Source organism: Flavobacterium sp. Root186, assembly GCF_001428525.1.
Taxonomy (GTDB): domain Bacteria; phylum Bacteroidota; class Bacteroidia; order Flavobacteriales; family Flavobacteriaceae; genus Flavobacterium.
Map to the genome: position 1 here is coordinate 1 of NZ_LMHW01000016.1, position 11,935 is coordinate 11,935.

Annotated in this window: 13 protein-coding genes; 3 read left to right on the forward strand and 10 right to left on the reverse strand. The window is 32.9% G+C overall.

Annotation, left to right across the window (positions count from 1 at the left end; genetic code table 11):
* Nucleotides 1-202: 202 nt before the first annotated feature.
* Both ASD98_RS20680 and ASD98_RS20685 read right to left on the reverse strand, forming a co-directional pair.
* Entirely contained in the window at nucleotides 203-1,438 is a 1,236-nt protein-coding gene (locus ASD98_RS20680) for an ABC transporter permease (protein ID WP_056208250.1), read from the reverse strand.
* A gap of 107 nt (nucleotides 1,439-1,545) precedes the next feature.
* Nucleotides 1,546-2,040 (reverse strand): YkgJ family cysteine cluster protein, encoded by a 495-nt coding sequence (locus ASD98_RS20685; protein ID WP_056208252.1) that lies wholly within the window; start codon nucleotides 2,038-2,040, stop codon nucleotides 1,546-1,548.
* A 73-nt stretch (nucleotides 2,041-2,113) separates the two neighbouring features.
* Here ASD98_RS20685 and ASD98_RS20690 point away from each other — a divergent pair, with 73 nt between their 5' ends.
* Nucleotides 2,114-2,821: a bifunctional 2-polyprenyl-6-hydroxyphenol methylase/3-demethylubiquinol 3-O-methyltransferase UbiG gene (locus tag ASD98_RS20690; protein WP_056208256.1), complete on the forward strand. Its 708-nt coding sequence runs from the start codon at nucleotides 2,114-2,116 to the stop codon at nucleotides 2,819-2,821.
* 13 nt (nucleotides 2,822-2,834) lie between these two features.
* Nucleotides 2,835-3,380: a YfiT family bacillithiol transferase gene (locus ASD98_RS20695; protein WP_056208958.1), complete on the forward strand. Its 546-nt coding sequence runs from the start codon at nucleotides 2,835-2,837 to the stop codon at nucleotides 3,378-3,380.
* A gap of 82 nt (nucleotides 3,381-3,462) precedes the next feature.
* Here the strand turns inward: ASD98_RS20695 and ASD98_RS20700 are convergent, their stop codons facing one another.
* The 8 genes from ASD98_RS20700 to ASD98_RS20735 all read right to left on the reverse strand — a co-directional run bounded on the left by ASD98_RS20700 (nucleotide 3,463) and on the right by ASD98_RS20735 (nucleotide 9,958).
* Nucleotides 3,463-4,095 (reverse strand): 7-carboxy-7-deazaguanine synthase QueE, encoded by a 633-nt coding sequence (locus tag ASD98_RS20700; RefSeq protein ID WP_056208260.1) that lies wholly within the window; start codon nucleotides 4,093-4,095, stop codon nucleotides 3,463-3,465.
* Between the two features lie 101 nt (nucleotides 4,096-4,196).
* Nucleotides 4,197-5,864, reverse strand: a complete 1,668-nt coding sequence (locus tag ASD98_RS20705) for a tetratricopeptide repeat protein (RefSeq protein ID WP_056208263.1) — start codon at nucleotides 5,862-5,864, stop codon at nucleotides 4,197-4,199.
* Between the two features lie 16 nt (nucleotides 5,865-5,880).
* Nucleotides 5,881-6,804, reverse strand: a complete 924-nt coding sequence (locus ASD98_RS20710; protein WP_056208266.1) for a PstS family phosphate ABC transporter substrate-binding protein — start codon at nucleotides 6,802-6,804, stop codon at nucleotides 5,881-5,883.
* A 2-nt stretch (nucleotides 6,805-6,806) separates the two neighbouring features.
* A complete protein-coding gene (locus ASD98_RS24460) occupies nucleotides 6,807-7,037 on the reverse strand; it encodes a hypothetical protein (protein WP_056208268.1) in 231 nt (76 codons plus the stop codon).
* Nucleotides 7,037-7,837 (reverse strand): energy transducer TonB, encoded by an 801-nt coding sequence (locus ASD98_RS20720; RefSeq protein WP_056208272.1) that lies wholly within the window; start codon nucleotides 7,835-7,837, stop codon nucleotides 7,037-7,039. The genes ASD98_RS24460 and ASD98_RS20720 overlap by 1 nt, the downstream gene beginning before the upstream one ends.
* A 37-nt stretch (nucleotides 7,838-7,874) precedes the next feature.
* Entirely contained in the window at nucleotides 7,875-8,432 is a 558-nt protein-coding gene (locus tag ASD98_RS20725) for a biopolymer transporter ExbD (RefSeq protein ID WP_056208273.1), read from the reverse strand.
* A gap of 19 nt (nucleotides 8,433-8,451) precedes the next feature.
* Nucleotides 8,452-9,078, reverse strand: coding sequence for a biopolymer transporter ExbD (locus ASD98_RS20730; RefSeq protein WP_053472544.1), 627 nt, complete (start codon nucleotides 9,076-9,078; stop codon nucleotides 8,452-8,454).
* Between the two features lie 55 nt (nucleotides 9,079-9,133).
* The gene (locus ASD98_RS20735; protein WP_056208276.1) at nucleotides 9,134-9,958 is read right to left on the reverse strand and encodes a MotA/TolQ/ExbB proton channel family protein; all 825 of its coding nucleotides are present in this window, start codon (nucleotides 9,956-9,958) and stop codon (nucleotides 9,134-9,136) included.
* 380 nt (nucleotides 9,959-10,338) lie between these two features.
* Between ASD98_RS20735 and ASD98_RS20740 the strand changes: the two genes are divergently transcribed.
* On the forward strand, nucleotides 10,339-11,856 hold the full coding sequence (locus tag ASD98_RS20740) for a helicase HerA-like domain-containing protein (RefSeq protein ID WP_056208278.1): 1,518 nt from the start codon (nucleotides 10,339-10,341) through the stop codon (nucleotides 11,854-11,856).
* Nucleotides 11,857-11,935 lie beyond the last annotated feature (79 nt).

Here is an 11,935-nt window from a genome sequence, read left to right on the forward strand (position 1 = left end):
AAAGATTGAAGCGGATAGCGGGATTAAGCTCCTGAAAATTACAATTATGAAAGTACAAATTCCAAAAAACTACCCGCTAAAGACTTCGACTTCGCGCAGCCCGACAGAATCGTTCGTTATACATACCATATAATAGTATATAAAAACAAACCCGACACGTTTTGAAAAACTGTCGGGTTGTGAAATATCTTGTTTTAATGAATCAATCGAAGCGAATTGCTTTCACAGGAGAGATTTTTGTTATTATATAGGACGGAATTAATAATACTAAGAAGCATACTGTTATGGTTAGTAAATTCAACAAAGCGATATAACCCCAATTTAAATAGACAGGAGCTTGATTCACGTAGTAGTTTTCAGGATTTAAATGAATGATTCCGAATTGCTGTTGAATTAACAGTAACGAAATCCCAATTAAGTTACCCCAAAACAATCCCCGAACAATTAAGTAGAATGCATTGTATAGAAAAACTTTGCGAACTGTCCAGTTATTTGCTCCTAATGCTTTTAAAATTCCAATCATTTGTGTGCGTTCTAAAATAAGAACCAATAATGCTACCACCATATTAATTGTAGCAACCAGAATCATTATAGCAAGAATCACAATTATATTGAAATCGAAAAGCTGAAGCCAGTCAAAAATATAGCTGTATTTTTCGGTAATGGTTTTTGTATCTAGATTTGAAGAGATTTTTTCGTAAATCTGATTTCCTGTTTCTTTAATAGTTGTAAAGTCTTTCACAAAAACCTCAAAAGCCCCAACTTGATCCGGACTCCATTTATTGATTCGCTGAATGTGACGAATATCTCCTATTATATATGTAGCATCGAAATCCTGAAATCCTGAACTAAAAATACCTGCAATCTTAAATCGGCGGCTATTTGGCAGTTTTCCTTGTTCTTCTTTTATAAAAAAGGTATTGAAACTGTCACCTAATTTTAAATTCAATCGATTTGCAAGAAATCTTGAAATAATAACTTCTTCGTTTAGTGTTTTTGAAAAATCAGGTAATTTACCTTCTACTAAATACTCTTTTATATTGTTCCAGTTGTAATCTGCTCCTACTCCTTTAAAAACAATTCCTTCAAAAGCATTTTCTGTTCTAATTATTCCGGCTTTACTTGCGACTGCTTGGATATGGCTTACTTCTGGAACTGATTTGAAATTTGGATAAAAATCCTGTTTTTTCGAAATTGGAATTAAGGTTATCTCTGAATTGTTGTTATCGTAATTCGAAATAATAATCTGACCATTGAAGGCTGAAACTTTTTCGCGTATTTTTTGCTGTAAACCAATTCCGGTTGCTACAGAAACGATCATCATAATAATACCTATTGCAATTGCCGAAATGGCAATTTTAATAATTGGTGCCGATATACTGCTTTTGTAATCTTTGGCAGTGATGAGTCTTTTTGCTATAAAGTATTCTAGATTCAATTTAGGTTCTGTTATGATTTATATTTCTTACTTGATTTCAGATTATTCAAAAATACATTTAAAAAAGCGAAATGTATAATCTTAAAACAACAATGCGATTTTAATGATTAAAGCGGTAATTTCTTTTTCATTTCTTCTACTATATTATAAGCAGCGGGACAAATTGCAACATTTTTTAAAGTCAGATCTGAAATTTGATGAAACTTTTTACGATCTGTATGCGGAAACTCTCGGCAGGCTTTTGGCCTTACATCATAAATCAAGCAATAATTCTCACTATCGAGAAATGTACAAGGAACGCTTTTCAACACATAATCCTTATCTTCATCGATACGAAGATATTGATCAATAAATTGCTGCGGTTTTTGCCTGAAAGATTTTGATATTCTTTCAATATCTGCCAAAGTAAATAAAGGCCCGGTTGTTTTACAGCAATTGGCGCATTGTAAACAATCCGTTTTTTTAAATTCAGCATCATGCAAGTCCTGCATAACGTAATCTAAATTCTTTGGCTGTTTCTTTTTCAGCTTATCAAAATACTTTTTGTTTTCGATATGCTTATCTTTGGCTAACTTATTTAAGTTATTTAAAATCTGTTTCAAGTTTAAATTTTAAGTTGAGCTGCAAAATTAAACAACTTTAAACTTGAAACCTTAAACTTTGAACTAAATTACGATGAAAGATCTTTTTGGGAAAGCAATGTATGATTTCCAGACTAATAATTCACCCGAAGATATTATTACCGAAACTTCAATTTCTGAAGAAGATGAAATGAGCGTTGAATATTTATTCCGCTCTTATGATGAAATGCCGAAAATTGAACAAAAGGCTTTACAACTTGCAATAGGAAGAACTTTAGATGTTGGATGTGGTGCCGGAAGCCATAGTTTGTCTTTACAAAATGACCGTAATTTAGATGTTACTTCAATAGACATTTCTGAAAAAGCAATTGAAACTTGTAAACTTCGGGGTTCAAAAAATGCTAAAGTTCAAAATATATTAGATTTTGAAGGAGAAAAATTTGATACGGTTATTTTGCTGATGAACGGAACCGGTATTTTTGGAAAATTAGAAAATTGCAATACGTATTTATCAAAATTGAAATCACTCTTGAATCCGGGCGGGCAAATTTTAATCGACAGTTCTGATATCATTTATATGTTTGACGAAGATGAAGATGGTGGAAAATGGATTCCGTCTGAAACAGAATATTATGGAGAACTTACTTTTACTATATCGTATAAAGGAGAAAAAGAAGAAACTTTTGATTGGTTATATCTCGATTATAATACCTTACAGAATGCCGCAATTGCAAACGGATTAAAATGTGAATTAGTTATGGAAGGTGAGCATTATGATTATCTGGCAAGACTTTCAATATAAATATCTTTTAATCATGGAAAATTTAGATTTAGAAAAATTAAAATACCCTATAGGAAAATTTGAAGTTCCTGAAAAATTCACATCTAAATATATTTTAGATAAGATTGAAGAGATTTCGACTTTTCCAGAAAGATTAAAAAAGGAAGTTGCTCATCTTAATGATGAGCAATTAGACACTCCATATCGTGCGGAAGGCTGGACTGTTCGACAAGTAATTCATCATTGCGCCGAAAGTCATATGAATTGTTACATTAGATTAAAATGGGCTTTAACCGAAAACAATCCAATTATAAAACCTTATGATGAAAAATTATGGTCTGAGCTACCGGATAGTTTAACCATGCCAATCGCTCCAACACTAATTTTATTAGAAGGATTGCATTTTAGATTAGCCTATATAATGAAAAACTTATCGGAAGTTGATTTAGAAAAGTCATTTATTCATCCTGAAAATAATTCTGAATATCGAATTCAACAAATTATTGAGATGTATGCCTGGCACGGAAATCATCATCTTGCACAGATTGTCAATTTAAAAAATCAGAAAAACTGGAAATAATAAAAATGTTTCTTTTTTATACAGCGTGTATTTATTACATACAAAAAACCTCTTCTAAGTTAGAAGAGGTTTTTTGTATTATTTAAGGTATATTTAAATACTTATGTGTTTGAAGTGAAATTCTCCATTTCGGATTATTCATTACATAATCTACAATCAGCGGAGTCATTTCTTCTTTTTTACTCCATTCTGGCTGAAGAAACAAAATAGCATTCTCATTAACCAATTCTGCTTGTTCTTCTGCAAAGATAAAATCGTGTTTATTATAAATAATCACTTTTAACTCATGTGCATTAGCATAGACATCCGGCGTGGGAAGTTTGTTCTTCTTTGGAGAAAGACAAATCCAGTCCCAAGTTCCAGATAAAGGATAAGCTCCAGAAGTTTCAATATGAACTTTTAAGTTTTTATTTTTCAATTGCTGCGTCAATAGGGTCATGTCCCATGTAAGCGGCTCTCCACCGGTAACCACCACTGTATTTGCATAACTTGAAGCATTATTTACAATTACATCGATATTTGTTGGCGGATGCAGTTCTGCGTTCCAGCTCTCTTTCACATCACACCAGTGACACCCAACATCACAGCCTCCAATTCTAATAAAGTAAGCAGCCGTTCCGGTATGAAAACCTTCACCTTGAATGGTATAAAATTCTTCCATCAAAGGTAACATTGCTCCTTTGTTTACTTCTAATTGTATTTCTTTTGGTAACATTATTTTAATTTAATGTGCAAAGATAGTCAATTAAATACGGAACAAAAAAACCGATAGTTCAAAGCGAACTATCGGTTTTAATAAATTAGTTTAAAACTATATTATTTTAAAGCTTTCACAGATTGTGCAGCGTATGTATTTGCTGGATCTAAAACTAAAGTTTTATTGAAATATTCAATTGCTTTTGCTTTATCAGTATTTGCGTAACTTGCACCAATACTATTGTAAGCTTCTACGATTTTTTTAACTGTAGCTGGTTTTGCTAATTCTTCAGCACCTTTTGCAGTTGTTTTAGCAACATATTCTTCGTAGTTTTTGATAATTAAATCATCTTTCTCTAACAAGTTGTTGATTCTTCCTTTGTACAAGTAAGCTTCATCATAAGTTGGAGACGCAACTAAGATTCTATCAAAAGCGGCATCAGCTTTAGCTAACTGAGCAGCATCAGCAGCTCCGCCAGTTTTATTAGCATTTGCGTAGTAAACTGAAATACCATAGTAAACGTTATCATCTAAGTAGTTCTTAGAATCTTTGTTGTTTGCACCGAATTCAAAGATAGAAGCAGCTTGCGCAAATTGTTTTTTACCAAATAAAGCTTTTCCTAAATCATTAAGTTCTTCAACTACTAATGGCTCTAATTCGATTGCTTTGTTGATATCTGCAATTCCAGCATCAAATGAAGCTTGATCTATAGCACCTTCTGCATTTGTTCCTTTTTTGATTTTAGATAAACCTAAATATAAATAATCTCTTCCAATTACTTTATTTGTTGGAGTTTTGATATAATCTTCGATAGATTTAATAGCTACATCAACGTTTCCGTTTTCGTAAGCTGCATAACCTAAATATCTAAAGATTCTAGGATTTACTTTATCTTCAGCAATCATTTTGTTTGCAACAGTTTCTAAACTTTTGTAATCTTTTACCAAGATCAAGAAATCTGCGTGACGCATTTTAGAATCTAAAGAGTAATCCGTTAAGCTTAGGTATTTTTCGTAGTTTGTAATTGCGTTTTGCAAATTAACTTTAGCTGTAGAAGGTTTGTTTCTTCCCCATTTGTAATATGTTTCAGCTAATTCTCTGTAAACAGGACCATAATTTGGATTCAAGGCAATAACTTCATTGAAAGATTTAATAGCTTCATCGTAAGATTTTGCTCCTTTCAATAAAACACCTAATTGCATTTTTGCTCTTAGAAGAGTTGGATCTGCTGTAAAAGCATCACGGTAAGCTTTGTAAGCATCGTTTTGATTGTTAGCTCCGTAATATGCATCTCCAATTGCCAAAAGTGCATTTGCATTTTGCGGTTCAATTGCTAAAGCTTTTTTCAAACTTGCAACTGCATTTGTATAATCAGGATTTACAGAGTTCATGTAAGCTTTACCGATATAAATGAATTCCTCTATATCTTTACGCTTAATATCTTTTGTAGCTAAAGCAAAGTTAGCTTGTGCACTAGCCGCGTTTTTATTATCAAGATCGATTTGACCTAAACCAATATAGTTTAAGTTTTTCTTATCTGCTGCTTCAATTCCGTTTAAGTAATAGATTTTAGCAGAATCTATAACGCTTTGGTTTAAGTAAATATTACCTAAAACAAAATTAGCTTCACCATCTGAAGGCTTAGCTTTGATGATTGATTTAAGTAATGATTTTGCTTTTTGAAACTGTTCAGCATCGATTGCCTTTTTTGCTTCTTTGATATCTTGCGCATTTGCAACAGAAGCTGTAGCAATCATAGCAAGACTAAAAATTTTAAATTTATTCATCTTTATAGTAATTAATTTATTCTTTATCGTTCATAATTTGACTTCTAATATGGAATTTCCTACCCGGAGTCTTAACAGGCATTAACCCAGATTTCAAAACTATTCTTTGCCCAATCTCACCAGCCATGAAAGACGCAAGTCCCATTCCTAGTCCAGAATAACCCTGACAGTTTATAATATACAAATCACGTGCCAAAGGATATTCGTTTAATGCTATGTTAGTTTGACTAGGACTATAATACTTGTCACCTTTTAAGCCTTTAACACTTAAAACATCAATTTTCTTAATTGCCTCAATCATGTTGGGAGATGGCTGCGACAACCAATTTACTCCAACAACACCAATCATATTATCATTTTCTGAAACAAATTTAATAACTTCATCATTTGTTTTGAAAGAAAAAACACCTGCTGAAGGAAAATCTTTTACTTTCGCCAGCTCTTTCATATAACGCACTGTACTGGAATTAGGATTATCAAAAACAATCCCTTTTATTCTTGAATCAGCTTTACCTTGTAAAAAATCAATTACAGTTTTCAACGCAATTAATGTATCATTATTGTTCTTCTTTGCAATTAAGGCAATTCCATCAACAGCAAAGGGTGTGATTCGAGGTTTAATTTTACTTTTTTCGAATCTTCCCAATTCTTCATTACTCAATTTTCTAGCCGTTACAACAACTTTCGCTTTCTTATTTAACAAGTCGTTAATAAGCTCCACTTCTGATTTTGGCTTAACCGTAATCTTAGCATCGTAATATGTCCCTTCAAAAACAGCAACCTGATCATCGACAATTTGTTTTATAGTTTCATCAACAGTAACATCAACTGACCCCTTTAAAATTGTTTCCTTTTCAGATTCACTCTTGCTTTTTTGGTTACACATTGCAAACAAAAAAACAAAAATAACCAAACCTAAAAACCTACTATTTTTTAGCATAATTATTCTGTATTTGAATTTATTAATCTTAAAAAACGTATTGCTGAATAAACAATAAGCAATCCTCCAAAAGCATATCTGTATTTAGGCTCCATATTTAAAGGAAGCTTTTCCCAAAACATTATCATTAAACCCAGCACAAGATATATTAAAAAAAACAGTATTCCTAAAACAAGAAGAAATCGCTCTTTGAGCGATTTCTTCTGAATATTATTAAGCATATTTTTTAACATTATTCTGCAGATTGAATAGTAATAGGTAAAGAGTAAAGAACCCTAACTTTTTTACCATTTTGCTCGCCGGGAGTCCATTTTGGACATTTTTTAAGAACACGAATTGCTTCTGCTCCTGTACCGTAACCGATATCCCTTAAAACTTTAATGTCGGTTAATGAACCGTCTTTTTCAACTACAAAAGTAACGTAAACTTTACCTTTTAGGCCTTCTTCTTCCGGAGTCTTGTAATTATTTCCTACGAATTTGTAGAATTTATCCATCCCTCCAGGGAAATCAGGTTTTACTTCGATACCAGCTGTGTTGTACACACTGTTATCTTCTTCTACTACCTGAGAAACTGGTCCTGTACCTACTGGCTCATCAACAGTTAAAACTGCATCCGGATCACCTTTGATAGTTTCATTACCTACTTTCTTGTCTTTCAAATCCTCAATTTTTGGAGGATCTTCAGTAACTTCTTCTGCTTTAGCAACAACCGGTTTTGTAAATTTCACCTGATCCACTTTTGGCGGTGGCGGTGGTGGTGGTGGTTGATTAGGCTTTACTTCCTCTTTTTTAGGAGGTAATTTCACTGTAGCAATCTTAACATTGTTATTCACTTCTTCTTCCCCAGATTCTGGTAAAAAGCTTGCAATAAGAGGCGCTGCAACAGCAAAGCTAAAAATGATCGAACCTATGATAAGTGCTTTTACCGTAGTTTTGTTATTCGATTTTCTTAACTCGTATGCACCATATATCTTATTACGTCCTTCGAATACGATATCAAGCCACGTGTTTTTAATTATATCTAGTTTCATTTTTCTTGATTATTAGGATGTTAAAACAAGATAACCCTTATTTTTTCTCTATCAATTTTGTTTCCTCTGGTGTAAACTCAGGAACAATAGCGTACGTATCAACTTTAGTAATTGCCATTTCATCCAATATATCCACCAAATTACGGTAATTTGATTTTTTAGTTGGTTTGATAATAACAATAATTCCCTGTTTAGGTTTCCCTTTAGCAGCAGAATATTCTAAAACTGCTTTCTTTCTTGAGAGCAATTCTCTACGAATCCCATCTTTACCATATCCAATATCTTTAGGCCCGCCAATAGGTTTTTCTAACAATCCCATATAATAAGTCAATTTATTATCGGCACCAAGTATTACAGTCATCGTACGATTCTCATCTACCTTTGTATTTTCTACCTTCGTCGTATCATCCTCTTTATTTGGCAAGGACAAATCCATCGATTGAGGTTTTGACAACGATGTGGTTAACATAAAGAATGTGATCAATAAGAATGCCAAATCCACCATAGCCGTTAAATCGACTTTCGAATTTTGCTTTTTACTTCTTACCTTGCCACCTTTTCCGCCGCCACCGTCGCCGGTATTTAATTCAGCCATTTTAGTGTATCTTTTTTAATTAAAAGTCTTTTCCTCTCGTACCTGTAACTAAGTTAAAGGAGTTGATTTTCTGATCTTGTAAAATATCCATAATTTTTTTAATTTTTGGATATTCTTCTTTAGCATCTCCTTTAATTGCAATCTGCAATTCTTTATCATCTAGATCAATCGCAGCTCTTCTTGAAACTAACAACCATTCTTTTAATTGATTATCTAAAGAATCGATTGGAATTCCAGGTTGATCCGCTTTTACTCTTTCAGCTGAAGTCATACCAATGATTTGTTTTAAACTTGTTACAGGAACACCGAAGTCATCCATTAAAGCAAATTTAGTTTTATCATCTTCTGAAAAAGTTACACCGAATTTTGCTCCCATTCCTTCAAGAGTTCTTTTACGAATCTCTCTACCTTTTAGGTCAAAAAACACTTTGCTTTTCCCATCTTTATCTTTACCTACTGTAATAATTGCCAAATCAGTATCTGGTAATTTAAATTCAGCAACAGATGCAGGCATATCTACAGGAAGTGCTTCAGGCACCTTAGCAGTAGCGGTCAAAATAAAGAACGTAAGCAAAAGGAACGCAACATCACACATGGCAGTCATATCTGTCGATGTTGACTTTTTTTTCATTTTTATTTTAGCCATTCTCTTTTATTTTATTTTGATATAATTAATTGTAATTATTAATATCAAAAATTAATTATTGTTTCAAACTTCCTCTGAATCTTCTGTAAGTATTCACGATTGTAGTACCAGCCTCATCGATAGAGTAAGTTAAATCGTCAATTTTAGCAGTAAAGAAGTTGTAAGAAACAATTGCTAAGATAGATGTAGAGATACCTGTTGCAGTGTTGATAAGTGCCTCAGAAATACCAGTTGCAAGAGCAGCTTGGTCAGGAGTTCCAGCAGAAGCTAACGCACCAAACGCTTTAATCATACCTGATACAGTTCCTAATAATCCTCCTAAAGTTCCTAATGATACTAAAGTAGAGATAATAGTCATATTTTTTTCTAACATTGGCATTTCTAATGAAGTTGCCTCTTCGATTTCTTTGTGGATTACTTCTGAAGCTTCTTCACTGTTGAAACCTTCTTTTTTAACGTCTTGATATTTAATCAAAGCAGATTTAATTGCGTTTGCAACTGAACCTTGTTGTTTGTCACATGAAGCGATAGCAGCCTCGATGTTTCCTTCTTTAATACTTCCTTGAACGCTTTTCATGAATTTGTCAAGGTTAGCTTTTCCAGCAGCTTTACCGATAACAATGAATCTTTCAATTGAAAAAACAACAACCATTAAAAACATACCTAATAATACTGGTACAATAAATCCTCCTTTATAAACTTGTCCTAATGTATTGATTGGATGTCCAGTTTCAGGGTTCCCTCCTTCGAAGTTAGCAGAATCTCCCATGATTACTTTCCAAATAAACACCCCAACCAAAATACACGCTACAATAATGATTCCTGTAATCATCCCTCCTCCATTTGAAGTGCTTTCTTTTTTAACTTTAACGTTTGCCATTTTTTTAAATTTTAATAGTTTTAAATAATTTTTATTTTTTAGTTATATTTAACTTGTAGGGTAGCAAATTTATACGTTTAGTTTAAATAAAAAAACTTTTTTTAATTTTATTGAAGGAAATTTAACGTCAAATTAAAAAATATCTCATTAATTTGTCTGCAACATTTTTATGATAAAACAAAAAAAAAGGCGAATAGTAAAAAAATTACAACGTTTTAGTAAATATTCAATCATTCCGTTGAAATCTTCTTAAAAAGCTGCGAATTTATTTTTTATGTCAATTTCAATCAAAAAAAGCATTTTCCTACTAAAAAAAAGATAGTTAAATTGTTAAAAAACCAAACAAAACCCTTATAATCATCTAAATTACAAATAAAAACATGAATAAAAAAGATAATTTCATTCAGGACATAAACAATGGTTATTCTGCTAAAGGTGACTCTATAATTCTTGGCGGTGCTATTTTAGATGGAGAGGCAATTGGCGATGCTCATGTCAAGATTCCCTTAAAAACATTAAACCGCCATGGTCTTATCGCCGGAGCAACGGGAACTGGAAAAACAAAAACAATTCAGGTTTTTTCTGAGCAGTTATCAAATGCCGGAATTCCTGTTTTAATGATGGATATTAAAGGTGATTTCAGCGGTATCGCAAAAGAAGGAAAAGAGGAAGGTTTTATTACCGAGCGTCACGCTAAAATAAATGTACCTTATAATGTAGCTGCATTTCCAGTTGAATTAATGTCATTATCTAAACAAAACGGAGTTCGTCTGCGCGCTACAGTTTCAGAATTTGGTCCAGTTTTGTTTTCGAGGATTTTAGACTTAAATGATACTCAGGCCGGAGTTGTTGCGGTTATCTTTAAATATTGTGATGATAAACAAATGCCTTTGCTGGATTTAAAAGACATTAAAAAAGTTATCAATTATATTACGGAAGAAGGTAAAGAAGAAATCGCCGCGAGTTATGGCAAAATTTCAACTGCTACAACCGGAACGATTCTTAGAAAAATTATTGAACTGGAGCAGCAAGGCGGTGATTTGTTTTTTGGCGAATTGTCTTTTGACACTGATGATTTAATGCGAATTGACGAAAACGGAAAAGGCTACGTAAATATCATCCGCTTAACGGATATTCAGGATAAACCAAAATTATTCTCTACTTTCATGTTAAGTCTTTTAGCAGAAATCTATCAAAAAATGCCTGAAAAAGGAGATGCAGAACAGCCTGAATTGGTAATCTTTATTGATGAGGCACATTTAATCTTTAATGAAGCCAGCAAAGCATTATTAGAACAAATTGAAACGATTGTAAAATTAATTCGTTCAAAAGGTGTCGGTGTTTATTTTGTTACTCAAAACCCAATGGATGTTCCGAGTGGTGTTTTGGCACAATTAGGATTAAAGATTCAGCATGCGCTTAGAGCTTTTACTGCAAATGACCGTCAGGCAATTAAAAAAACTGCAGATAATTACCCAACCTCTGAATATTATAAAACCGATGAATTGCTGACAAGTTTAGGAATTGGAGAGGCTCTGGTAACAGCTCTAAATGAAAAAGGAGTTCCAACCCCTCTTGTTGCCACAATGATGCGTGCGCCGCAAAGCCGAATGGATATTTTATCGGCTTCAGAAATTGAAGAAATAAACAACAAATCGAAATTAGTAAAAAAATACGGCGAAGAGATTGACCGTGAAAGCGCCTTCGAAATCTTAACTCAAAAAATAGCCGACGCTAATGAAGCCGCAGCGCAACGAGAAGAAGAAGCTCCGACAAAATCCTCAAAAGCAGAACCAAGCACGGCAAGTGTTGTGGGTAAATCTGTTTTAAAAGTGGTAACAAGTGCTACCTTTATAAGAGGCGTATTTGGCGTATTGACCAAAATCTTTAAGAAATAAAAAACATTAAACCATATAAGTTATATAAGTTCATTTAATTTATATGTCTAATTATGTGGAGTTCCTAAATAGTAAACCC

Excerpts from the sequence above, each read along its gene's own strand:
- ASD98_RS20720 (WP_056208272.1), bottom strand. The coding sequence starts at position 7,837 with ATGAAACTAGATATAATTAAAAACACGTGGCTTGATATCGTATTCGAA.
- ASD98_RS20695 (WP_056208958.1), top strand. The coding sequence starts at position 2,835 with ATGGAAAATTTAGATTTAGAAAAATTAAAATACCCTATAGGAAAATTT.
- ASD98_RS20690 (WP_056208256.1), top strand. The coding sequence starts at position 2,114 with ATGAAAGATCTTTTTGGGAAAGCAATGTATGATTTCCAGACTAATAAT.
- ASD98_RS20700 (WP_056208260.1), bottom strand. The coding sequence starts at position 4,095 with ATGTTACCAAAAGAAATACAATTAGAAGTAAACAAAGGAGCAATGTTA.
- ASD98_RS20735 (WP_056208276.1), bottom strand. The coding sequence starts at position 9,958 with ATGGCAAACGTTAAAGTTAAAAAAGAAAGCACTTCAAATGGAGGAGGG.
- ASD98_RS20740 (WP_056208278.1), top strand. The coding sequence starts at position 10,339 with ATGAATAAAAAAGATAATTTCATTCAGGACATAAACAATGGTTATTCT.
- ASD98_RS20705 (WP_056208263.1), bottom strand. The coding sequence starts at position 5,864 with ATGAATAAATTTAAAATTTTTAGTCTTGCTATGATTGCTACAGCTTCT.
- ASD98_RS20725 (WP_056208273.1), bottom strand. The coding sequence starts at position 8,432 with ATGGCTGAATTAAATACCGGCGACGGTGGCGGCGGAAAAGGTGGCAAG.
- ASD98_RS20730 (WP_053472544.1), bottom strand. The coding sequence starts at position 9,078 with ATGGCTAAAATAAAAATGAAAAAAAAGTCAACATCGACAGATATGACT.
- ASD98_RS20710 (WP_056208266.1), bottom strand. The coding sequence starts at position 6,804 with ATGCTAAAAAATAGTAGGTTTTTAGGTTTGGTTATTTTTGTTTTTTTG.
- ASD98_RS24460 (WP_056208268.1), bottom strand. The coding sequence starts at position 7,037 with ATGTTAAAAAATATGCTTAATAATATTCAGAAGAAATCGCTCAAAGAG.